General features: G+C 44.0%; 19 protein-coding genes and 1 other annotated feature. Of the genes, 16 read left to right on the forward strand and 3 right to left on the reverse strand.

The annotated features are described in order from the left end of the window. Positions 1–49 precede the first annotated feature (49 nt). The 11 genes from MHH89_RS01355 (at position 50) to MHH89_RS01405 (ending at position 12,473) form a co-directional block, all read left to right on the forward strand. The gene (locus MHH89_RS01355) at positions 50–1,243 is read left to right on the forward strand and encodes a collagen-like protein (RefSeq protein WP_445739119.1); all 1,194 of its coding nucleotides are present in this window, start codon (positions 50–52) and stop codon (positions 1,241–1,243) included. A 310-nt stretch (positions 1,244–1,553) separates the two neighbouring features. Next, positions 1,554–2,735 carry a MalY/PatB family protein gene (locus MHH89_RS01360; RefSeq protein WP_076125027.1) on the forward strand — a complete coding sequence of 394 codons (1,182 nt, stop codon included), beginning with the start codon at positions 1,554–1,556 and terminating at the stop codon, positions 2,733–2,735. Between the two features lie 117 nt (positions 2,736–2,852). Then, positions 2,853–3,143, forward strand: a complete 291-nt coding sequence (locus MHH89_RS01365) for a hypothetical protein (RefSeq protein ID WP_036679330.1) — start codon at positions 2,853–2,855, stop codon at positions 3,141–3,143. Between the two features lie 63 nt (positions 3,144–3,206). Continuing rightward, positions 3,207–4,157 (forward strand): nucleoside hydrolase, encoded by a 951-nt coding sequence (locus MHH89_RS01370; RefSeq protein WP_341086120.1) that lies wholly within the window; start codon positions 3,207–3,209, stop codon positions 4,155–4,157. Between the two features lie 156 nt (positions 4,158–4,313). Then, on the forward strand, positions 4,314–5,567 hold the full coding sequence (locus MHH89_RS01375; protein ID WP_445739120.1) for a stalk domain-containing protein: 1,254 nt from the start codon (positions 4,314–4,316) through the stop codon (positions 5,565–5,567). Between the two features lie 62 nt (positions 5,568–5,629). After that, positions 5,630–5,862 (forward strand) — a binding site (T-box leader). Between the two features lie 64 nt (positions 5,863–5,926). After that, complete coding sequence (locus tag MHH89_RS01380; protein WP_341086121.1) at positions 5,927–6,733, forward strand: class I SAM-dependent methyltransferase; 807 nt, start codon at positions 5,927–5,929, stop codon at positions 6,731–6,733. A gap of 45 nt (positions 6,734–6,778) precedes the next feature. Beyond that, complete coding sequence (locus MHH89_RS01385) at positions 6,779–7,222, forward strand: AraC family transcriptional regulator (RefSeq protein ID WP_341086122.1); 444 nt, start codon at positions 6,779–6,781, stop codon at positions 7,220–7,222. Next, positions 7,219–7,719 (forward strand): AraC family transcriptional regulator, encoded by a 501-nt coding sequence (locus MHH89_RS01390; RefSeq protein ID WP_341086124.1) that lies wholly within the window; start codon positions 7,219–7,221, stop codon positions 7,717–7,719. Before MHH89_RS01385 ends, MHH89_RS01390 begins: the two co-directional genes overlap by 4 nt. 402 nt (positions 7,720–8,121) lie before the next feature. Then, positions 8,122–9,075, forward strand: coding sequence for a radical SAM protein (locus MHH89_RS01395; protein ID WP_038569765.1), 954 nt, complete (start codon positions 8,122–8,124; stop codon positions 9,073–9,075). A 121-nt stretch (positions 9,076–9,196) separates the two neighbouring features. Beyond that, positions 9,197–10,243, forward strand: a complete 1,047-nt coding sequence (locus MHH89_RS01400; RefSeq protein ID WP_341086126.1) for a bile acid:sodium symporter family protein — start codon at positions 9,197–9,199, stop codon at positions 10,241–10,243. A 196-nt stretch (positions 10,244–10,439) separates the two neighbouring features. Next, complete coding sequence (locus MHH89_RS01405; protein ID WP_076125037.1) at positions 10,440–12,473, forward strand: methyl-accepting chemotaxis protein; 2,034 nt, start codon at positions 10,440–10,442, stop codon at positions 12,471–12,473. Positions 12,474–12,638: 165 nt separating this feature from the next. On the opposite strand, the gene MHH89_RS01410 is transcribed toward MHH89_RS01405, so the two are convergent. Next, positions 12,639–13,916 carry a histidine--tRNA ligase gene (locus tag MHH89_RS01410; protein WP_076125039.1) on the reverse strand — a complete coding sequence of 426 codons (1,278 nt, stop codon included), beginning with the start codon at positions 13,914–13,916 and terminating at the stop codon, positions 12,639–12,641. Between the two features lie 354 nt (positions 13,917–14,270). On the opposite strand from MHH89_RS01410, the gene MHH89_RS01415 reads away from it, so the two are divergent. The 3 genes from MHH89_RS01415 to MHH89_RS01425 all read left to right on the forward strand — a co-directional run bounded on the left by MHH89_RS01415 (position 14,271) and on the right by MHH89_RS01425 (position 17,062). Then, a complete protein-coding gene (locus tag MHH89_RS01415) occupies positions 14,271–14,924 on the forward strand; it encodes an HD domain-containing protein (protein WP_076125041.1) in 654 nt (217 codons plus the stop codon). Between the two features lie 86 nt (positions 14,925–15,010). Continuing rightward, positions 15,011–16,456 carry a DEAD/DEAH box helicase gene (locus tag MHH89_RS01420; protein WP_341086129.1) on the forward strand — a complete coding sequence of 482 codons (1,446 nt, stop codon included), beginning with the start codon at positions 15,011–15,013 and terminating at the stop codon, positions 16,454–16,456. A gap of 255 nt (positions 16,457–16,711) precedes the next feature. Continuing rightward, on the forward strand, positions 16,712–17,062 hold the full coding sequence (locus MHH89_RS01425; RefSeq protein WP_341086131.1) for a hypothetical protein: 351 nt from the start codon (positions 16,712–16,714) through the stop codon (positions 17,060–17,062). Here MHH89_RS01425 and MHH89_RS01430 read toward each other — a convergent pair. Next, complete coding sequence (locus tag MHH89_RS01430) at positions 17,048–17,476, reverse strand: hypothetical protein (RefSeq protein WP_341086132.1); 429 nt, start codon at positions 17,474–17,476, stop codon at positions 17,048–17,050. The genes MHH89_RS01425 and MHH89_RS01430 overlap by 15 nt on opposite strands. 385 nt (positions 17,477–17,861) lie before the next feature. Between MHH89_RS01430 and MHH89_RS01435 the strand changes: the two genes are divergently transcribed. Next, positions 17,862–20,177, forward strand: coding sequence for an endo-1,4-beta-xylanase (locus MHH89_RS01435; protein WP_341086133.1), 2,316 nt, complete (start codon positions 17,862–17,864; stop codon positions 20,175–20,177). A 338-nt stretch (positions 20,178–20,515) separates the two neighbouring features. Here MHH89_RS01435 and MHH89_RS01440 read toward each other — a convergent pair whose 3' ends face one another. Continuing rightward, a complete protein-coding gene (locus MHH89_RS01440) occupies positions 20,516–22,231 on the reverse strand; it encodes an ABC transporter ATP-binding protein (protein WP_076125049.1) in 1,716 nt (571 codons plus the stop codon). A gap of 286 nt (positions 22,232–22,517) precedes the next feature. Here MHH89_RS01440 and MHH89_RS01445 point away from each other — a divergent pair, with 286 nt between their 5' ends. After that, positions 22,518–23,696, forward strand: a complete 1,179-nt coding sequence (locus MHH89_RS01445; RefSeq protein ID WP_248549329.1) for a CynX/NimT family MFS transporter — start codon at positions 22,518–22,520, stop codon at positions 23,694–23,696. Positions 23,697–23,769 lie beyond the last annotated feature (73 nt).

A 23,769-nucleotide genomic window follows, 5' to 3' on the forward strand; every position in this document is an offset into this window, starting at 1 on the left:
AATTAATAAGATGCGTACACTGAACTATCTTTATAGGGAGGTGTACGCATTGAGTTGTCCAGACGATAAAAAGTGTCATAAGAAAAAAGTCGCCACTGTATTTCCTTCGAAAAGAAAAAGAAAAGAACATCGCCGAAAGGTTATTAAGAAGATTGTAAAAGTAACCTGTCCTCCACCAGAAGTGAATGTTACTACTCCCACAGTCGTTGGTGCTACAGGACCGCAAGGGCCACAAGGAGCACAAGGACTCCAAGGAATACAAGGGGCCCAAGGTATTCCCGGAGCTCAAGGAGCACGAGGACTCCAAGGAGCTGAAGGACCTCAAGGACCTGCAGGCGGCCCTCCGGGACCCCAAGGACCTCAAGGTGAACCCGGGCCAGCGGGAGCGATTGGTCCTCAGGGGGTAGCGGGCCCCGTTGGTCCTCAGGGTGCGCAAGGCGTTCCGGGTGCCCAAGGAGTTGTAGGTCCTCAGGGATCGCAAGGTTTACCGGGTCCTGCAGGAGCTATAGGACCACAAGGTTTTGTAGGAGCAACCGGAGCGCCGGGAGCGCCGGGAGCACCGGGAGCACCAGGAGCACCGGGAGCAACCGGAGCAACAGGAGCACCGGGAGCGCCGGGAGCGCCGGGAGTAGCTGGAACAACAGGAGCACCGGGAGCAGCAGGAGCAACGGGAGCAACCGGGGCGCCGGGAGCAGCAGGAGCACCGGGGGCAGCAGGAGCCGCGGGAGCAACGGGAGCACCGGGAGCAGCAGGAGCCGCGGGAGCAACGGGAGCACCGGGAGCAGCAGGAGCAACGGGCGCAACCGGGGCAACAGGAGGCGTATTAGGTTTTGCTGATTTTTTTGCCCTAATGCCTCCTGATAATGCAGCAACTGTAGCACCGGGCACAGACGTAAGTTTTCCTCAAAACGGACCTACTAGCGGGACAACAATAGCACGAACAGGTCCTAGTTCTTTTAATTTAGCGGCAATAGGGACTTATCAGGTGTTGTTTCAGGTTAGTGTAACCGAAGCGGGACAACTCATCTTGACTCTTAATGGCGCAGATCTCGCTTATACCGTAGTTGGACGCGCAACAGGTACATCGCAAATCGTAGAAATGGCTATAGTGCAAACAACGGTCATTAACACCATCCTGACCGTTCGGAATCCTGCTGGTAACTCTACTGCGCTTACTATTACTCCTCTCGCTGGAGGAACAAGATCTGTTTCAGCACATCTCGTTATTACACAATTAGCGTAACAAGGTGTATTTCGTATAGATAAGTTGGTCATCTTAATATTGGTGATTTTACTTATGATTATTGTAAAGAGGAGGACGAACGAAGGTCTTCCTCTTTACTCAGAGTATTTACTGGCTTTCAAAAAAGCAGCAATCGAACAAGTTCATTTTTTAATCAAGGTGATGCTAACATTCTATTGTTTTTCTATCGTCTAACAACTTAAAATTCATCATCTATTTATGTGAATTCTTTTGATTCTATCTTAAGATGCCATATCGGTTTCCTCATGATACAATAAAAGATAAGTTTATAAGGATGAGGTGACTTTAGTTGAAGTATGATTTCGATCGCGTAATTGACCGCCGTAATACTAGCTCTTACAAATGGGACCAATCCGAGAAGTTGTTTGGTGAGAAGGATATTATGCCGCTTTGGGTGGCAGACATGGATTTTGAAAGTCCTCCCGCAGTGAAGGAAGCCATTCTGCGCCGCGCAGAACAAGGAGTTTACGGTTACAGTGTACCTAGTGATACTTATAAAGAAGCCATCACGTCATGGTTTAAAAGACGGCATGATTGGCAGATCAAACCGGAGTGGATTTCAGATTCTCCCGGAATTGTAACTTCCTTAAGCCTCTCTGTTGAACTGTTTACTGAGCCTGGGGACGAGGTTATTTTACAATCGCCAGTTTATTATCCCTTCTATGATGTCATCCAGATGAATGACCGGAAGGTTGCCAAGAATCCGCTTATCGTCCGTAATGGGCGCTTTGAGATGGATTATGAGCAATTGGAAGGGTTGATGTTGGGTGGAGCGAAGCTGCTGCTGTTATGCAGTCCGCATAATCCAGGCGGTAGAGTATGGGAAAGAGAAGAGCTGTTGAAGCTCGGTGAACTGTGCTTGCGTCACGGAGTGACAGTTATCTCTGATGAGATCCATTGTGATTTGGCGCTTCCAGGTTATGAGCATATTCCTTTTGCGTCCTTGTCTGAGGAAATTGCCAATATTACGTTAACCACCCTTGCTGCGACCAAAACCTTCAATCTTCCGGGGCTTCAATCCTCTTTTATCGTGTCCTCGAATCCGGAATTAAAACGTAAATTTGATCAAAAAATGAAAGCCTTGAGCTTACATATGGCTAGTTTCTTCGCGCAAGGAGCGGTACAAGCCGCTTACAATGACGGAGAAGAATGGCTGGATGAGCTGTTACAATATGTATCAGATAATGTGGATTATACAGTCAGCTATTTGGCGGAGCATTTACCACAGGTTCATGTGATGCAGCCGCAAGGAACCTACCTGCTCTGGGTGGATTGCCGCGAACTGAACTTGGAAATAGACGGTCTGAAGCAGCTGATGTACAAAGAGGCTAAAGTGGCTTTTAATGAAGGTTCTGTTTTTGGAACAGAAGGCAAAGGCCATCTACGGATTAATCTGGCTTGTCCGAGATCCACATTAGTTGAGGCATTGGAACGCTTTTGCAAGGCAGCCGCAGCTTATACAACGAAATAAACGGTGATTACTGAAGCTTGATGATTCCGCTAATGGGATCGTTAAGCTTCTTTATTTTGCAATAGGGTAAAAAGAATAATAAAATAGAGTCCATTACGACAAGCAGGAGGACTGCAAATGAAATGGGTAGCTCAGCTTCCGTATTATAAGATACAACGAGAAATTAGGGATGGAGAACAACGAAGTGTTGCTTCGAATCGGCTAATGTATCTGTATCAAGATAGAATTGTAACACGCCATCGGGAATTCCCGCTAAAAGATATTTTCGATATGTCTTATCGCTCAATGGGGGATATGGGCGGCATGTTCTATCTCCACACGAGTAAGGGCGTGTATGCTTATTTGATAGAGTGCGATCCTGAGCGGTTTATTGAAGCGTTTAAAGAACAGGAATTGAATAAAAATTGAGCGACCCTCGTTGGCCGTGATATGATAGCTTTTATGAAAAAAACATAATGGGAGAGAACATAAATGAGCAAAACACGAATTATTATTGATGCAGATACAGGTATTGACGATGCACTGGCGATTCTATATGCCTTGCGTGCTCCAAACGTAATTGTAGAAGGAATTACAACCGTTTTTGGAAATATTGAGGTCGAAAAGGCGGCGGACAATTCACTGCGGCTAATCGAGCTTGTTAAGCCCGGTTATGAGATTCCTGTAGCGATCGGAGCATCCAAGGCACTTGTTCGTGAGCACTCAGGCTACGCCACTCATGTGCATGGTGAGAACGGTATTGGCAATGTGGAAATTGCTCCATCCAGCCAGCGTCCCATTAGCGAAACTGCATCTGAGTTTATTGTTCGGATGGCTAATGAGAATCCCGGAGAGATTGTATTAGTCACACTGGCACATCTAACCAACCTTTCAATGGCGCTTGATATGGACCCTGGTATTAAGAATACTTTGAAAAAAGTAGTGGTGATGGGCGGTACGATCTTCAGTCCCGGCAATAGAACACCGGTTGCGGAAGCGAATATTGCCGGGGATCCGGAAGCTGCTGATCATGTATTTACATCTGGGCTTCCTGTTATGATGGTGGGTCTAGACGTTACGCTTAAGACGCGGATTACACAAGAGCATATCGATTTATTAAAACGTTTTGGACGTGAAGAAAATAAAGCGATCATTTCGTTTATGGAACAATCGCTTACTCATTATTTTAATTTCTATCGTGAAGCGAACTTTTTGATCAACAGCGCACCGCTGCATGATCCACTCGCACTTATGGTTGCGCTGCAACCAGATCTGGTAACCTACAAAGAGATGAATGTTCGTGTGGAGCACAAAGGTGAGTTTACAGCGGGAATGGTCGTAGCGGACTTGCGGGCTCAGCCAAAAGTGGGTAAACCCATACAAGTTGCAGTGGATGTAGATGTTGAACGAGCAGTGGGAACCTTTTTGAGCGTGTTTATGTAATTTTGCCGACCTCTTCTAATATGAAAAATAATTTCGCAGCTCATAGATGACAATCTATTAATTTTACAATTGGATAATCTTTGGTAAAATGGTAGAGGACATATAAGAGTTTACAAGATTAGACTGCATATCATAGAAGAGGGAGACTTAACATTCATGAATAAGCGAATCGGTAAAGTAGTATTATGTATGGCTATTTCGCTAGGAGGCACCACGGCGTTATTCCAAAATACTACACAGGCAGCCACAGCTGGTGGAGTTAGTATTGTGCTGGATGGTTATCCACTACCATTTCCAGTAGAACCTGTTGTGATGAGCGGAACAACGATGGTGCCATTCCGAGCTATATCTGAAGCTTTGGGAATTAATGTCGAGTGGAATCAAGCGCAGAAGAAAATTACGGCTACCAAAACAGATACTGCAGGGACCAAAGTGGTAACCCTGACCCTTGGCAGCAAAAATGCAGGTGTTAACGGCGCGGTTGTGAAGTTAGGAGTTGCTCCGCAGACGATCCGGGATACAACGATGATTCCCCTTAGCTTCTTCGGCCAGCAGTTTGGTGCGGGTGTAGCTTGGAATCAATCCACGAAGACCGTATCTATTACTTCGCCGAAGACTGAGCTGTACACTCTTGGTTTCTATGCGCTGAGTTCTTATAGTGAGATTTCCTTACTTCCTAATTTTGATGCTATGGCCTTCGGTTGGAGTGGGATTGATAAAACCGGGCAATTCACCACAACGGGGACTGATTTCAAATGGCCTCAGGCGGCTGGTGACGTAACACCGGAATCAATTGTCACGAATGCAGCGGCAGGTGGAACAGCTCCTTATCTGATGGTCTTCTCTGGAGACACCGCATCAGAGTTAACTAAGAACCTGGAAGATAAACAGCTTCAAGAACAGACGATTACTGGAATCGTAGATCTTGCAACGCAAAAAGGATTCCAAGGCATTACCCTGGATCTGGAGGGCCTAGGTCTAACAGGTGATAAGGCGAAGGTGCAAGCAGATTACAATGCTTTTGTGAAAAACCTATCACAAAAAGCACATGCAGCAGGACTTAAACTTACCGTTATTCTTCATCCATTAAATAGTTCTTATAAAGGTTATGATTACAAAACTTTAGGAACACTTGCAGATGATTTGGTCATTATGGCGTACGATTATTTACAAGAGAAAAAAGTTCCAGAGCCGATGAGTTTAGTTGATGAAGGCATCCGGCTTGCGCTTCAGCAAGTGAGTAAGGATAAGCTGATCCTCGGGATCTCTGTGTATAGCGAAAACGAAACTTCAGTGAATTCGAAGGTAGGACTTGCTAAACGTTATGGCCTTAAAGGAATTGCAATCTGGCGTTTAGGTCTGATCGGACAGCCTGTCTGGAACGAGATGGGGAAGTCAGTAGAGCTGTAAGTGGAATTTGTATTGACAGGGAATAATTTCTATATATATACTAGGTCAAAATACAATACGGAATAAACGTGATGATTGGGAGTATTAAGGAATAACTACTGCCCAGAGAGCTGCCGGTTGGTGCAAGACAGCGGAGTAGGGTTCCCCAACTCACCCATGAGCGGTAAGATCGAACCTCAGTAGATCTTAACGGCTAACCCTCCGTAATCGGGTTCTAAGATTCGTTGTTTATTATAAGCAATATGCAACGATCAAAAAGAGTGGTACCGCGAAGGTTAAACCTATCGCCTCTTTGGAGGCGATAGGTTTTTTCTGTTCTCTACAGTAAAAAAATACAATTAAAGGTCGGTGTTTTGGCAATGGGCAATATTATTGATTATTACTCCCAATTTGATGAGTGGGGAAGATTGGATAGGGAGCCGCTGGAGTTCATCATTAATCTGCATTATATAAAACAGTATTTAACTACCGCACAATCTATACTGGATAATGGTGCTGGACCCGGTAAATATGCCATGGAGCTGGCGAAGCTGGGCTATAACGTAACGTTATCGGATCTTACCCCTAAGTTAGTTGAAATAGCTCAGCAGAAGGTTAATGAATTAGGATTAACTGAGCAATTTAAAGGTTTTCATGTGCTGAATGCAACTAGTTTAGAGGGAATATCAGACGAGAGCTTTGATGCTTCTCTGATGTTAGGCCCTTTATATCATTTGCAAGAAGAAGAGGATCGGATTTTAGCAATTAAGGAATTGTTTCGTGTGACAAAGAAGAATGGCATCGTATTTGTAGCCTTTCAAAGTCGGATGAGAATGACTCTTACATCCCTACAGTTCCCACAACATTGGAAGCCTAATGACAACATGGATTCAATACAAGAGTTTTATGGTAGCGGGATTTTTAATCATAAAGATGAAGGTAGGTTTACGGGAGCTTATTACTTCAATATTGAGGAAATAAAACCTTTCATGGAGGAGAATGGATTTCAAACCATAGATTTAATTGGTTCTTCTAGCCTCGGAGCATTACTGACAAATGAGCAGAAACAATACTGGACTGACCGGGGTGAACATGAGGAGCTCTTAGAATTTCTCATTAATGCAGCAAAGGATCCATCCATTTTGGGGATTTCATCTCATCTGTTGTATATAGGGCGAAGAAAATAAATAAGAAAAAAATCATTTAATCATCACGGGATTGAGGTAGGTCTAGTGAACAATGATTACAGGGTGCGTATTCAGACGGTTCTTCATTTTATTGAGGACAACTTAGATCAAGAAATAAATCTAGAAACGCTAGCTGAAGTTTCTAATTTTTCTAAGTATCATTTTTCTAGAGTTTTTTCTGCAATTACAAATAAAACACCAATGACCTATCTGACGGAAAGACGTCTACATCACGCGATAACCTATCTTGAAACAACCCATAAAACCATGCTAGATATCTCAACTCTATGCGGTTTTAGTTCCATCTCAAGTTTTAATTCATCCTTTAGGAAACTGTTTAAGACAACCCCAAGCGAGATGAGAAGGTCAAGGCAAGAACATAGCAATTATCAGTTAATGTCCAGCAATAATCAGGAAGAATTGTCTCCTTCTAAAAATTATGATATGAGTATCAACATAAATAATTTTTTAAGGAGGTATGGGAAATGAACATTGAGGTAAAAAAACTTCCAAGTTATCAAGTGGCATACGTAAGGCATGTTGGCAGCTATCTTGAAACGTATAAGGCATGGGGAACACTCAGCAAGTGGGTTGAGAAAAATGATTTACCTTCAACAGAATACTTCATTGGTATTTCTTTAGATGATCCCAGCGTGACTGACGAATACTCTTGTAGATATGATGCCTGCATAACCATTCCAGAAGAGTTTGTTAAAGAGGGTGATTCGAGCGTAGAGTTCAAAACTTTATCTGGTGGTCTTTATGCCTTATATTCGTTTTATGATACGATCGACAAATTGGCTATTGCCTATCAAAGTGTGTACGGTCAATGGCTACCTAACAGTGATTATGAACCGGATGATCGGTATGCGCTCGAATTTTGTATGAATGATCCATATACAGACCCTGAAGGTAAAGCAAAAGTTGATCTTTATATCCCTATAAAAAGTGTCGGTGGACATCACCAGTTTGAAGATAACCTGTAATATACAAGCCTGAATGCGTATCGGTTTATCCATCACTCCACGAGGCTTTCGGACTCGGATGACGTTATTTGTATGTTATCAGCTATCAAAACATGATTTCGGACTCCGCTGACGCTATTCATTGGCAAAAGGCTCATATTGGGCGTTTTTCCGGTCAATAGGTGCACTGGAGTCCGTTGGCATTCTTAAAATAGGATAATTTTAGGTTTAGGGTCAGCTGAGTCCGTTACAGGTTACTATGCGTATCTGAAAGTGATTACGCATGCGCTTCCGACTAATTCGTTAATTAAACCGTACACTTGAATGTTATAAAACTCACATTAACCTAAGCCATAAACCTATATAATCTCTAAGGTTGAACTTTTGAACTAAATTCATTATTTTTCAGGAGGACTTTAGAGTATGAGATATAAAGCATTAGAGCTCGACAAACCGCTTACTTATGAGCTGGAAGGGTTAGAAATAGGGGTAACTTCGAACTGTAATTTCCGCTGCGATTATTGCTGTGCATATAATAGAAATGATGGACAAAGCATCAAAGCCAAAGAGGTCATCCGCATTCTGGACGAACTTCCAGGCCTTAAAAGAGTACGCTTATCAGGTGGAGAAGTGACGCTGAAATTCGATGACTGTGTGGAAATTGTAACCTACTGCGCATCCAGAGGGATTCAGACACAGTTAAATTCCAACGGCAGTCTTTTAAATGCTGAACGAATTGGCCAATTGGTCTCCGCAGGATTAACGACTATACATATTTCCTTCAATTTTACTACTGCGGAAGCTTTCTCAAAATATTATAATATTCATCCAAGCATCTATGAAAAAATAAGAGAAAATATTACCCTATTCGCTGCAACAAGTGTGGATACCGTACTGGAGACGCTGCTGTTCAGTGAAACCCAGGATAATATGAAGGAGATCAGCGATCATGTCTACGCAATGGGCGTGCGCACACATGAAATTCAGAACAGTATTATCATGGATCATACGGGTTGGAAGTCTATAGCTGCACGGGAACAATTAAAGAATGCAGTGAGCGAGCTGATCGCACGGAAGAAAGAAGATACGATTCTGTATTTCACCTGTATGGACCGCTTTATGGACGCCCTTGGGTTCGAAGAGCAGCCGGGTGTGTATTTTCCTCACTGTATTGAGGGGAAGAAGCAGCTTCATCTGCATGGAAATGGCGACATTTTGATTTCAGAGCTTTGCCATCCGGTGATTATCGGCAACATTTATCAAGGAACTTCACTAAAAGATTTATACAATAATATGCCGGCGCCATTGGCACAGTTTTTGGATAAGCAACCCTGCCCAGCACTGGATGCATTGTTTCCACAGGGCATAGAAGTTTAACACTCTATATAGATTACTTCGAGGGACCAATTTAAGAATTGGTTCCTATTTTTTTATGGTAGACTTAATAAAAAACAAAGATAAGGGATGTATGAGCTTCATACATAAGGTGTACTGCCAAGTGTTTGCTAATATAAGAAATGGACTCATCAAATCTAATGTTGTTCTAGAAAAGATTATGCCGTTATTAACACCCACGGCCATCGTGGTCGGCGTACTTAACGAAAGCAGACTGCTGCCGTTCACAGGTCTCGTGCCCTGGATTTTTGCTGTAATGACGCTGATCGGTAGCTTGAAGTCCAACCTAAAGGATCTGTTGGGGGTACTTCTGAAACCTCAGAAGCTGATTATTCTTTTGGTAATTTTACATATTGTAATGCCGCTGATCGGCTGGCTTGCAGCCATGGCTTTTTTTCCGGGAGATCCATATACAGTAACTGGTTATGTATTGTTGTTCGCGATTCCTACAGGTGTTGTAAGTGTGGTATGGGTGTCGATGTACGGAGGGAATATTGCGCTGACATTGGCGCTTATTCTGATTGATACGCTCTTGTCGCCAATTGTTGTCCCGGGTACCTTATATTTGCTGATGGGAGCGAGTGTTGAAATTCAGCTAGGCGATATGATGAAAGGGCTGCTATGGATGGTAGTCATTCCTTCTGTAGTTGGGATGCTGCTGAATCAATGGACAAAAGGGAAAGTAAATACGGTATGTGGACCGCCGCTTGCTCCGTTTGTTAAAGTCGGATTGTTTGTAGTTGTTTCTATTAATGGGGCCAGCATTGCCCGTTATCTGAAACATCCGGATGGCAAATTAGCGATCATAATTGGAGTGACCTTCATAACCGTTGTGCTTGGCTATGTAATCGGAGCTTTGGTGTCACGCCGCTTCCGCTTTAGTTATGAAGATTCCGTGGCTGTACAGTTTAATTCGGGTATGCGGAATTTAAGTGCGGGAGCTGTATTAGCGGTGAAATATTTTCCTCCTGCTGTTGCGCTTCCAGTAATTTCGGGGATGTTGTTCCAACAAATACTCGCTGCGATGTCTGGTCTATTTTTACGTAGTAGAACTAAACGACTGTTAAGTGAGGGTGCATTAATGCAAGCGAATACGGTCTCTCAGCTAGAACCACATAGTTCATCTAGGACAGATGACAGGCCTTGTTAAACATCTTGTGAAGGATATATGACCTAAAAGCTGTGATATTTTATTCATTTACATGAAAAATTTCGACATTTTATGATATATTTCTTATTTTTGCGCGATTTATATTCACTATTCAACTTTGCCACCCGATAGTAATTGTATTATTTACAATTTCATTGTTCGCAAATGAACAAGCAGTCGGAAGGATGAAAAGAATATGAAGATTCGTCTAAAGTTATCACTTGTTATGATAGGTGTGACCCTTTTATGTATTTCTGTAATGGGGATATTTACGTATTTGAAATCAACTCAGGCGATTGTGAATCTTACTGAGAATTCTATGAAGCAGGTCAATACGAACAAAGCTCAGACTATATCAGCCATGATAGCAAAAGAGCAGAGAAGTACAGAGCTTATTGCGAGCCGTTCGGAAATTGTTGATCTACTGCTGCAAGCTGGGAATGGTGGAGTTAACAAAGGCGATAAGCTTCAGAATGAGGTGAACGCCAGTCTACAAAGCATTGTGGAGGAAGCGGGAAACCTTGAGCACATTCTAGTCAGTGATATGAAAGGTATTAGTGTGGCTGACAGTGATACTAAGCTTATAGGGACAGATTTTAGTGAAAGAGATTATACGAAAAGAGTAATGGAGACGGCTGAGCCTGTGATCAGTGAAACGCTGAAATCAAAATCTACAGGAGCTTATGTAGTGGCTTTTGTACAGCCCGTAAAGAGTAATGGAAAGATGATTGGATTTATTGCATCAGCTGTTTCCGCAGATAGTATGATTAAGTATTTGGCCGATACCAAAGTGGTAAACACGACGAGCTCCTACGCTTATTTACTGGATGAGAACGGCAATAAATTATATTATCCGGATAAAACACAAATTGGTCAGCCTATTGAGAATACGCAGATCGCAGCTGTTATGGAGCGTGTGAAATCTGGTGAGAAGGTAGCGGATGGCCTGCTCAATAATACATATAATGGTGTGGAAAAAAAATCAACCTATACAGTTTTACCTGAGACGCACTGGTTGCTTGTATTAACCGCAGACCTCGATGAAATCGTGAAACCTGTCACTGATATGAGAAATTTCAACTTATTTCTTGGTGTGGGAAGTTTGATTATTGCCTTGCTGATTGCTCTTTATTTTGCTAAAAAAATCTCTTCTCCGATTGTTAAACTAACGGACATGATTAATAAAACGGCAGAATTGAATTTGACGCATGACTCAGAGTATGAGTATTTGACTAAAAACAAAGATGAGACAGGGACGATCGCCAAAGCGATGTTCAGCACTCGGGCTACACTTCGTGAGATGGCTGGAAGCTTAATTACGATCTCGTCCAAAGTGCTTGAAAATGCAGAAACGCTGGAGAAGCTGTCTATAGATGTGCGGGAAAATGCCCACGATAATTCAGCGACTACGCAGCAGCTATCGGCAGGTATGGAAGAGACCGCAGCCTCTACAGAGGAAATGACAGCAGCAATTACAGAAATTGATAACAATGTATCCGGGATCACCAATAATGTGAAGGAAGGCGCTGCCGTTTCTAGACAAATTAGTGAGCGGGCGCTGACTCTCCAAGATGAGGCAACAGAATCTACGACGAATGCTAAACAAATTTATGAATCCGTGCGAATGGATATGGAAAAAGCGATTGAGCAGTCGAGCGCGATTGCAGAGATTAATGTACTGACGGATACGATTCTATCCATTGCCAGTCAGACCAATCTGCTGGCCCTGAATGCAGCTATAGAAGCGGCAAGAGCGGGTGAGGCAGGTAAAGGTTTTGCGGTTGTAGCTGGTGAGATTCGGAAGTTGGCTGAGAAGTCGTCTAAGATTGCGGCCGGAATTCAAGGTGTGGTAACAGGTGTTTATTCCTCTGTTGAATCCATGAAGGAGAATTCTGAGGCATTACTTTCTTTTATTGATCAGAATGTTCTAGCAGATTATGAACGATTAACTGAGGTAAGTCAGCAATACAACAGTGATGCTGCCACCGTAAATACGCTGTTAAAACAATTCGAGAGCGCAGCTGATCATTTGAGTATGGCTATATCAAGTATTAATATTGCCGTTAATGAGGTAGCTGCTACAGTAAACGAGGGAGCTATAGGGATTCAGGATATCGCGGTAAAAACGGCGGATATCGTGGAAAAAACATTCCTAGAGGTTACTATGGCTGATGAAAATACTCAAAGTGCCAAAGAGCTTCAGGGGTTAGTAGATAAGTTTAAGATCTAAGGGTTTGAAATGAATTAAGGGAATCCTTATCTCTTTTTCATAAAATATTAAGCTTGCAGGGTTATAGTACATGTATAACCTCCCTTATATATAGACTTTACCCCGCCGGTCGCCGGCGGGGTCTTTTTTTATGCAGATCTTTTTAGGAGGATATCAGGCAGCAGTTTAGCCAGTAATAAGGTAGATAGCTTCATCTAATGGAACTATAACCTCTGTTTGTTCCTTCATATCCTTCAGACGCACCTTATCCACACTGGATTCACTCTCGCCGATCAGAATAACGTAACGTATATTTTGGGATGAGGCTGTGGCGAGTTGCTTTTTAAGTTTTCTTTTACCGGATACCAGACTGGTCCGGATAGAACAGGCACGGAGCTCGGCGGCTGCAATTAAAGCCTGTGGGAGCGTCTCGCCAATCGGAATGACCATAACCTCTGCTGTCTTGCGCTCTTGGATAGGACGTTCTGCAAGGAGCGCCATGATAGACTCCATACCAAAAGATAAGCCAACCGTAGGATATTGAATATCCTCTCTGCCCACTAGCTGTCCGATGATAGCGTCATATCTGCCTCCACCACCCAAGCTTGAGGTAAAGGAACCGGATGCATCAAAGATCTCGTAGACGGTTCCAGTGTAGAAAGAAAGCCCGCGGGATAAGAAGGGATCGAAACGGCAAGTCTGCTGCAGCTGAATGTCTTGGAGCAGCTTTTGCAGGACAAGAACCTCCATTGCTCCCGGTTGTCCGGTAAGACTATATTTTTCGCATAACTGCTCAAAGCTTGGATTGTCCATTTCAATAAGCTCTAGAATAGCAGCGATGGTTGCAGATTCGATTTCCTTGCTGATCAATTCATTTTTCACGCCGACGAGGTTGATTTTTTCTAATTTATCCAAGGTTAGCATAACGGACAGTTGGTCCTCGGCAGGTACACCAATCGATTCCAGGATCTCACCGAGAAAACGTCTGTTGTTCCATTTTAGGATGATCGGGATGTCCAGCTTACGAAAAGCCTCTGTGGCCAGCTGCATCAATTCAGCTTCCGCCTCAGATCCTGAAATACCAACAACATCAACATCGCATTGCAGAAATTCACGCAGGCGCCCACGTTTCACGGGACCATCACGGAATACTTTTCCGATCTCATAACGCTTGAAGGGAAACACTATTCCAGGATTTAAGGCGATCACTTTGGCAAAAGGGATGGTCAGATCATATCGTAAGCCCAGCTTGCGGTTGCCTTGATCGGTGAGTTGGTACATCTCCTTGAGAATTTCATCCCCACCTGCATATTTCGAGGTTAATAACTCCAGTTCATTTAATAATGTGGTGTCCATGGATTCAAAATCATAGAGTTCGAACAAATCCTGCAGCGTATTTTGAATGTTCTTTCTGAGCGCCTGCTCTTTTCCGAAGTAATCATAAGTTCCTTTAATGTTTTGCATCGTTAGTAGCTCCTTTGAATTGGCATAGTTTAGAAATAAAAAAACGCGCAGGACCTCATGGTCCTGCGCGTGATCTATGCCGCAGGGAGGCCAACGCGAGTAGCGTTAGCCTCCCTGAGAATTTCAGGGTTGCTAACGCTGTTTGTGATAATAATGAAGTTGATTCAGCATGATTGTTATGGTGTTCATCAGAATCAATTCCCTTCGACATTTTGATTACTGCCGATTATAGCGGATCATTTGGAGTCGTGCAAGTAAGAATTTGTTATAACAAAGATTTTTAGTAGGCGAATGGACAGGCAATCAGCTATAATAGGGCTTCGATATTTCATAGGTGAGGGGAGCTTGTTGACGATGAATCAACCTTTAATAATAGCCCGGGCGGAAGAATTTGTGAAAGAACAACTAGGACAAGATACTACGGGGCATGACTGGTGGCACACCCATCGGGTCCGCAGCACGGCATGTGAAATTGCTGAGATCGAGCGTGCGGATATTTTTATCTGTACGATGGCAGCCTTGCTGCATGATGTTGCAGACGAGAAGCTTAATCCGTCAAAAGAAGCAGGTCTGCTTAAAGTCCACACTTGGCTTACGGCAAACCTTACAGAGGAGGAGCAAATTCGTCATATCATGCTGATCGTTGAAACGATGTCTTTTAGTGGTGGTGGAGGAGAACCTATGCAGACTCTGGAAGGTCAAGTGGTGCAGGATGCAGATCGACTAGATGCACTTGGCGCGATTGGCATTGCCAGAACCTTTATTTTCTCAGGCGCAAAGGGACGTCCGGCTTATGATCCGGAAGTTTCTCCACGCGAGGAGTCGCTGCAGAAGGAATACAGGGATTATAGCAAAGGGACGGCTGTGAATCATTTTTATGAGAAGCTGTTGAAACTAAAATTCTTAATGAATACGGCTTATGGACGCAAGTTAGCGGAAGAACGGCATGATTTCATGTTGAATTTTCTGGACCAGTTCTATAAGGAATGGAATCAAGGACGCCAATAACTGTTATAATGATAAGTATGCACAAGATGGAAGGATCGCGGAGTTTCCGCTTTAACCAGAACAATCGGCATAGAAGAGGTTGAACGATGAGTGAATTGCAATTTAGAGATTATGAGTTAGACGAAGAGATAATTAAAGCACTGGATGTTCTGAAATTTATGACACCTACGGAGGTACAGAGCAAGGTAATTCCTGTAGCTTTGCAGCAAAAGGATCTGATTGTGAAATCGCAAACAGGCAGTGGCAAGACGGGAGCTTATGGTATTCCGCTTTGCGATCTGGTGGATTGGGTGGAGAATAAGCCGCAGGCTTTGATTCTTACGCCAACTCGGGAGCTTGCGATGCAGGTGAAAGAGGATATTACGAACATCGGACGTTTTAAACGGATTAAAGCAGTTGCTCTTTTCGGCAAGCAGCCCTTTGCCCCCCAAAAGATAGAGCTTACGCAAAAAACACATGTTGTCGTAGGTACGCCTGGACGCGTATTTGACCATATTGAAAGAGGCACACTTCCGCTAAATCGAATCAAATATTTGATCATCGATGAAGCTGACGAAATGCTGAGCATGGGCTTTATTGAGCAGATCGAGAAGATCATTAAGCAGCTGCCCAAAGAGCGAGTAACGATGTTATTCTCAGCTACCTTACCCGAAGTCATTAAGAATTTGTGCCTAAAATATATGAGCGATCCAACGGATATCGAGATTCAGGCAAGTGGAATTACGACGGCTACGATTGAACATGCGTTGATTGAAGTGAGACAAGCTGCCAAATTCTCTTTGCTAAGCGATATCATAACGGTGGAGAATCCGGATAGCTGTATTGTTTTTTGCCGTACGCAGGAGCAGGTGAATGCTGTATTCAGAGGACTGGCGGATCTGGAATATCCTTGTGATAAGATCCACGGGGGTATGGAGCAGGATGAGCGCTTTGAGGTCATGAATGCTTTTAAAAGAGGGCAATTCCGCTATTTAATCGCTACCGATGTGGCGGCTAGAGGGATTGATATCGAGAATATCACCCATGTGATTAATTACGATATTCCACTGGAAAAAGAAAGCTACGTGCATCGTACAGGCAGAACCGCGCGTGCAGGCAAGACAGGTAAAGCGATCACTTTTGTCACTCCGAATGAGCAGAAGTGGGTAACTGAAATCGAAAGCTATATTGGCTTCAGCATTCCGCATATGAAAGCTCCTTCGGACGACGCAGTGGCCTACGCAAAGGAAGCGTTCGAGCAGAAGATCAATAAGCAGCCTGTCCGCAAGAAGGACAAAAGCGAAAGCTTAAACAAAGAGATTATGAAGCTATACTTCAACGGCGGCAAGAAAAAGAAGCTAAGAGCCGTCGATTTTGTCGGCACAATAGCAAAGCTTGAAGGTATTTCCGCCGAAGATATCGGGATTATCTCGATTCAGGACAATGTGACCTATGTGGATATTTTGAACGGTAAAGGCGCAATGGTGCTGCAAGCGATGAGAGAGACCACCGTGAAGGGCAAGCAGCTGAAGGTTCATATTGCGAAAAAATAAGTCAAGGATGACAGCTTATTGCTGAGCTCCTTGCAAATATGCCGCTACTGATGCGGTTTATATGAAGAGGGAGTCGTGTTCACAACACGGCTCTCTTTTTATTTGTTGTTGTATCTCAGTATCTCCATTATTTCATTGTAAAATTATAGAAACTAGAATATAACTTGTGAGAGGTGATAGATTGAAAGGTGAATCTAGAAGCACAAGGATGAAAGCACTCCTACAAGTCACCATTTGGGAATGAAAACGGGGAAGTTGGAAGTAGAAGTAGTAAAAAAAATGTTTATAATGTATGCAGCACCAATAATTCTTCTGAATGTGTCTTGCAAGATAGCTTTAAAGACGGAAAAGCTTAGATACAACATTTCTTGGTTAGTTATTAGTATTGTTCCTAGCATGAGAATTCTATTTTATTTAAAAGAATTACAAGGAAAAGAGTCTAGAGGTTCAGGGGTTGTTGATTTAAGTTTTTTTGATATTAAGCCTGACTTTGATCAGATAAGTCTTATCTATTTTTTTCCTATAATATATTTAGGTATTCAACTAGTTTTGATTTTTTTACTACTGATCATGATAGTAACGAAAGAAAAATCAATATCTGACTAGCATAATGTTCTTGTACATACTAGGAATGCCGAAATGAACGGTAAAAATCCCGTACAATGCGCTGATCCTGCTGGAAACGCCGAAATGTACGGTAAAAATCCCGTACAATGCGCTGATCCTGCTGGAAACGCCGAAATGAACGGTAAAAATCCCGTACAATGCGTTGATCCCGCTGGAAACGTCCAAATGAACGGTATAAATCCCGTACAATGCGCTGATCCAGCTGGAAGTGGCGAAATGTACGGTAGAACTCCCGTACAATGTGCTGATCCTGCTGGAAACGTCCAAATGAACGGTATAAATCCCGTACAATGCGCTGATCCAGCTGGAAGTGGCGAAATGAACGGTAGAACTCCCGTACAATGCGCTGATCCTGCTGGAAACGCCGAAATGTACGGTAGAACTCCCGTACAATGCGCTGATCCTGCTGGAAACGCCGAATTGTACGGTAAAATTCCCGTACATTCAGTCAGCATGTTATGTAATCCAAGGAACAACACCATAATGGTGTCGTCTCTTGGGTTTTTTCGGCGCTAAATGGAGCTGATAACGCAGATCCGTTCAGCTTAAGTAAAATAAGATCGAAAATAATTTATTTTCGTTCCATAAATGGAAACAAATGTGATATTATGGCGATATAGAGCCCATACTTCACGGATGACCTGCCTAGCTTGGTTCCTCCTGAGGATAGGCTCTGATTTTTTTTATGAGGAAGGTGGTGTGGCCCGAGCGGTATCGGGGAACAGGAAGAAACGAAGCCATAAGGTTCGAACCTAATTCAGAAGGGAGAATCGAAGCGATGAAAAAAGGAACTTTTTTGAAAGCGCTTAATTTTGTTTTGGTTTTATGTTTGCTTGTACCTGTGTATTGGGCTGCACCCGCACATGCGGAGAACACGCTTATTCAGCAAAGTGATTTTGAAGATGGCACTGTTCAAGGCTGGAGTGGGCGTGGGGAAGTTGAGGTGCTTACAGCTAAAACAGATGCGGCACGCAGCGGCACATATGGCCTGGAGGTAAGCGGCCGAACAAAAACGTGGCATGGACCTTCACTGGATGTGACTAGCCAGCTGGAAGTAGGACAAACTTATGTGTTTATTGGATGGGTGAAGCTGCCTGCCGGATCATCTAACGCGAATATCTATATGTCACTGCAGCGGACATTACCTTCTACCATTCATTATGACAATTTGACCTTTGGTGCAGTGACAGCGAACGGTTGGGTGAAGCTTCAGGCGCAGTACAAGCTATTGGAGCCGGCAGATCAACTTTCTATTTATTTTGAAGTGCCGGCTAGCGCGACAACTTCTTTTTATTTGGATGATTTTCGATTGGAAAAGCTACCCGATCTCGGTCCAATTGTCATCGAGGATGCGATTCCTTCGCTGAAGGATGTGTTTGCAAACAAATTTCTGATCGGCTCGGCGTTTACGAATAGTGAGCTGCTGACAGCTCCGGATCGGCAATTGTTGGCCAAGCATTTTGATAGTGTGACGCCAGGAAATGTTCTGAAATGGGACAGCACGGAGCCGCAGGAAGGTGTGTTTAATTTCGCTGAAGCTGACACGGCAGTAGCTTTTGCCACCGCAAATGGACAGCAGGTACGTGGACATACCCTAGTCTGGCATTCGCAGACACCGGATTGGGTGTTCCGTGACGTCAGCGGTAATTTGGTCTCCAAAACGGTGTTATATGAGCGAATGAAGAGTCATATTAAGACTGTTATGGAACGTTATAAAGGTGAAATCTATGCTTGGGATGTCGTCAACGAAGTGATTGACACTTCACAATCGGATGGCATGCGCCGCAGCCTATGGTACCAGATCGCGGGTGAAGAGTATATTGAGAAGGCGTTCCAGTTCGCTCATGAAGCTGATCCTAATGCAAAACTGTTCATCAATGATTACAATACGCATGAGCCAGCCAAAAGCCAGGCGCTATACAATCTGATTGTACGACTTCAGGCCAAAGGGGTTCCTATTGACGGAGTAGGGCATCAAACGCACATCAGCTTGTATTATCCATCGCTCTCTGAAATCGAGAATTCGATTATCAAATTCAAGGCTTTAGGGCTGGAAACCCATATTACTGAGCTGGATATTAGTGTGTATTCTGATAATTCTCAAGCCTATGAGATCTTCCCTGATAATTTGAAGCAGCGCCAAGCGGCTTTATACAAATCATTATTTGAGATCTTCCTGCGGCACACGGATACGGTCACGAATGTCACTCTCTGGGGGAAGGATGACAGTAATACTTGGTTGCGCACTTATCCGGTAGCCCGTAACAATTGGCCTTTATTATTTGATGAGCGCCTCCAATCTAAGCTAGCCTACTGGTCTGTATTGGAGACAGTGGCAGCTCCCGTAGTTCCAGCAGCTCCTGCTAACTTGAATGCAGCTGCAGGCAATGGGCTCGTGAATCTTAGCTGGAGCAACTCGGCGGGCGCAACTTCCTATACGGTGAAACGGTCACTTACGAGTGGTGGCCCTTATACCACTCTGACTACGGCTACCGGGACGAGCTATAGCGATGCGGCGGTTAGCAACGGAACGACTTATTATTATGTTGTGAATGCTGTCAATAGTGCGGGTACGAGCAGCAATTCTGTACAAGCGATGGCTACACCGCAAGGCTCGGGGCCTGTCGAACCGGTCACCGGGCTTGCAGTGGCGTATCGGACAGCGGATACTAACCCAAATGACAACCAGATGAAGCCCTATTTTAATATTAAAAATAACGGCACAACTGCAGTCGATCTTAGCGAGCTGAGCATCCGTTACTGGTATACGATCGATGGAGACAAGCCGCAATCCTTTTTCTGCGATTATGCCCAGATCGGCAACAGCAAGGTAGCAGGCAGTTTTGTAAAGCTGGACACGCCTCGAACGGGAGCGGATTACTATTTGGAAGTGAAATTCAACGCAGGTGCGGGCATGCTTGCCGCTGGAGGAACTTCCGGGGATATTCAGACCCGGATACACAAGACAGATTGGAGCAATTTTAACGAGGCCAATGATTATTCGTTTAATTCACTTCAGACCGCTTATGCGGATTGGAACAAGGTGACCCTTTATCGGAACGGAGTGCTGGTATGGGGAACAGAGCCGCAATAGCGAAACTAGGGGAACTGAGCTTTAATTGTGCCGTTTTTAATTTTTAGGGAAAACCTCCCTGAAAATAGCTAATTTTTGCTGGTTACTTAGCTTTTCAGGGAAATCCTTCCTAAATATTGCCTGAATTCCACTATTAAGAGCAAATTGGGGTGAATTGCGGGAGGTTTTCCCTGATTGCAAGGGTTAGAGCAATAAACCAAAGAAAATCAGGGAGGAATTCCTTAATCAAGCATCACGTTTGCTGCAAACAGAGGAGTTACGTGAAAAAGTAAGCCTAGTCGCCAAAAACATGGTGACTAGGCTTGCTTCATTTTTGCCCAGCTGTGGCAAATTACTTTTTAAAAGTTATATTGTGCCTGATGCAGACGGCTGTAAATTCCACCAGCATGGACTAATTCCTCATGTCTGCCTTGTTCAGCGATTCCTTCTTCATTCACGACCATAATCCGGTCGGCATTTTTGATCGTCGTCAAACGGTGAGCGATGACGAGTGTGGTTCTGCCTACGGACAGATCAGCCAGGGATTGCTGAATCGCGGCTTCGGTCTCTGTGTCCAGCGCGGAAGTAGCTTCATCCAGAATCAGAATCGGCGGATTCTTGAGGAACATGCGAGCGATAGCCAGGCGCTGCTTTTGTCCACCGGACAATTTCACACCGCGCTCCCCGATGACTGTCTCCATTCCATCTGGCAGATTCTGAATGAGCTCCTCCAGATGAGCACGTCGCGCAGCTTCCCAGATTTCAGGCAGCTTTGCATCCAGTTTCCCATAGGCGATATTCTCGCGAATTGTCCCGGAGAACAGGAAAACATCCTGCTGCACGATCCCGATTTGTTTGCGCAGCGATTCCAGCTTCATGTCACGGATATCGATGCCATCAATCGTGATGGCCCCGGCTGTGACATCATAGAAGCGCGGAAGCAGGCTGCAGATTGTTGTTTTGCCTGCGCCGGACGGCCCAACAAAGGCAATGGTTTCGCCAGCCTTTACGTTAAGGCTTATATTTTGCAGAACCGGACGATTCTCTTCGTATCCAAAAGATACATCCTGGAATGTAATATCACCGCGCAAAGCGTTAATCTCCACGGCATCCGGTTTGTCACTGATGTCAGGTTCCGTGTCAATGATCTCCAGATAACGTCTGAAGCCGGCAATTCCTTTAGGATAACTTTCGATCACGGCATTGATTTTCTCGATAGGACGGAAGAAGATATTCGACAACAAGATAAACGCCACAAATTCACCGATTTGCAGCTCACCATTGATGAAGAACCATGCGCCGCAGATCATCACCAGGATGGTAATGAGGCGGGTCATCATATAGCTGACGGACAAGCTTCTAGCCATGATTTTATAAGCCATAAGTTTTGTTTTGCGGAACATTTGATTGTCTACTGCGAATAGCTCTTGTTCATGCTGCTCATTGGCAAAAGATTGCACGACCCGAATCCCGCCGACATTATCTTCGATACGGGCATTGAAACTGCCTACATTTCCAAATAGCTGGCGATAAGTTGAAGTCATATTGCGGCCGAAGTAGATGATTACCCAAGCCATAATTGGAACGATAATAAAAGTAATAATCGCCAGCTTCAGATTAATATCAGCCATTAGGAGAAAGGCTCCGACAAGGGTCATGATTGCAATAAATACATCCTCAGGACCGTGATGCGCCACTTCGCCGATATCATTTAAGTCATTGGTGATTCTTCCGATTAGATGGCCTGTTTTATTATTATCAAAGAATCGGAACGATAGTTTCTGAATATGGTCAAACATTTTTTTGCGCATATCAGTTTCGATATTTATGCCCAGCATATGACCCCAGTAAGTGACAATATACTGCATCACCGTATTTAAGGCGTAAATCGCCAGCAGCGCAACACAAGCGATAAGAATAAGCGGCCAATCTTGACCAGGAAGCAAATCATCAATAAATTTATTGACGGCTACCGGAAAAGCCAGTTCTAGCAGTCCCGCAAAAACAGCGCAGGAGAAATCCAATATAAATAATTTTCTATACGGACGATAGTAGGAAAAAAACCTTCGAAGCATTCTGTTCACTCTTTTCTGTGGTTTAAATATGAGTTCAAATGAAATTGATTCTCAACTACCCGATGATATGGATACTAAAGATGGTCAGCGGTTTTGTCAATAATTCGGGTATAAAATTACTTAAGGGTTGTAACTTCTAATAGAATAGTAGATGATGGTTCATAGTGTTTAAAATATTTCAAATCCTTGACAAGCTCTGTGCTTGGCGGGGTTATTTGTTTGTAATTTAGGAGGATACACGATGAAAGCTTCACAAAGCGAAGGACACATTCAGAATAATAGCTTAATGGACAGCAAGTATGATCGCTGGTTACTTGTGCTGGGAATTATTTTTATCGCTGCAGCGCTGCGGGCTCCATTTACTTCTGTGGGTCCATTAATACAATTGATTCAGGATGACCTCGGCTTATCCAATACTCTAGCAGGAGCTATTACTACTTTACCATTATTGGCTTTTGCCATCTTGTCCCCGTTTGCTCCAAAGCTGGCCCGCCGTTTTGGTTTAGCTAATGTGTTATTAGTTGCCATGGTCATGCTGGCTATGGGGATTCTAATTCGCTCGGGATCTGGAGCAGGTCTGTTGTTCACAGGTACTGCTATACTTGGATTATCTATTGCCGTGTGTAATGTACTGCTTCCAGGTCTTATTAAGGGGAAGTTTCCTCACAAAATCGGGCTAATGACAGGTATCTACACGGTTTCTATGAATTTATGCGCAGCTATTGCCTCAGGAATTAGTGTACCGCTGGCAACGAATGCTGGATTCGGTTGGAGAGGGACCTTGGCCATCTGGTTTATGATCGCAGCTCTAGCAACAGTGTTCTGGATTCCGCAAATGCGTAAGCTTAATCAAGGAACCGGCTCTAAGAGTGCAGCCTCAAGCAAAAATATGTGGCGTTCATCTCTTGCTTGGAAAGTCACGATCTTTATGGGCTTACAGTCACTGCTTTATTACGTCTTTATTGCCTGGTTTTCGGTTCTTCTCGGTGAACGGGGAATGTCGTCGAGTAATGCGGGTTGGTTTCTCTCGCTCATGCAATTGGCACAGCTACCCTTTACTTTCTTCGTACCGCTGTGGGCAGGCCGGATGAAGAACCAACGTATTCTAGTTATAATCACTGCTGTTCTTTATTTCATCGCATTAGGTGGCATCTGGCAAGGCAGCGGCGCTTTAATGGCTGTCTGGGCGGTATGCTTTGGTATTGCCGGAGGATTTGCCTTCGGTCTTGCGATGATGTTCTTCAGTCTAAGAACAAGAAGCACGCAAGAAGCGGCGGAGCTGTCAGGAATGGCCCAATCTGTGGGTTATGTACTGGCAGCAATGGGACCGGCATTATTCGGCTGGCTGCATGATGTAACGAACAGCTGGACGGTGCCATTGATTTTACTGCTGGGTGCAAGTGTGCTCTTGATGGTTGTGGGACTTGGCGCTGGCAGTGATCGGTACGTTGGAGATAGAAAATAGGATCCCGTGTAAAAAGAGTGTACTAGCGCGTGTTAAGCGCCAGTGCACTCTTTTTTTGGCTATTGAACATGAG

The sequence above is a fragment of the Paenibacillus sp. FSL H7-0323 genome (genome assembly GCF_038002725.1).
Lineage (GTDB): Bacteria > Bacillota > Bacilli > Paenibacillales > Paenibacillaceae > Paenibacillus_AQ > Paenibacillus_AQ odorifer.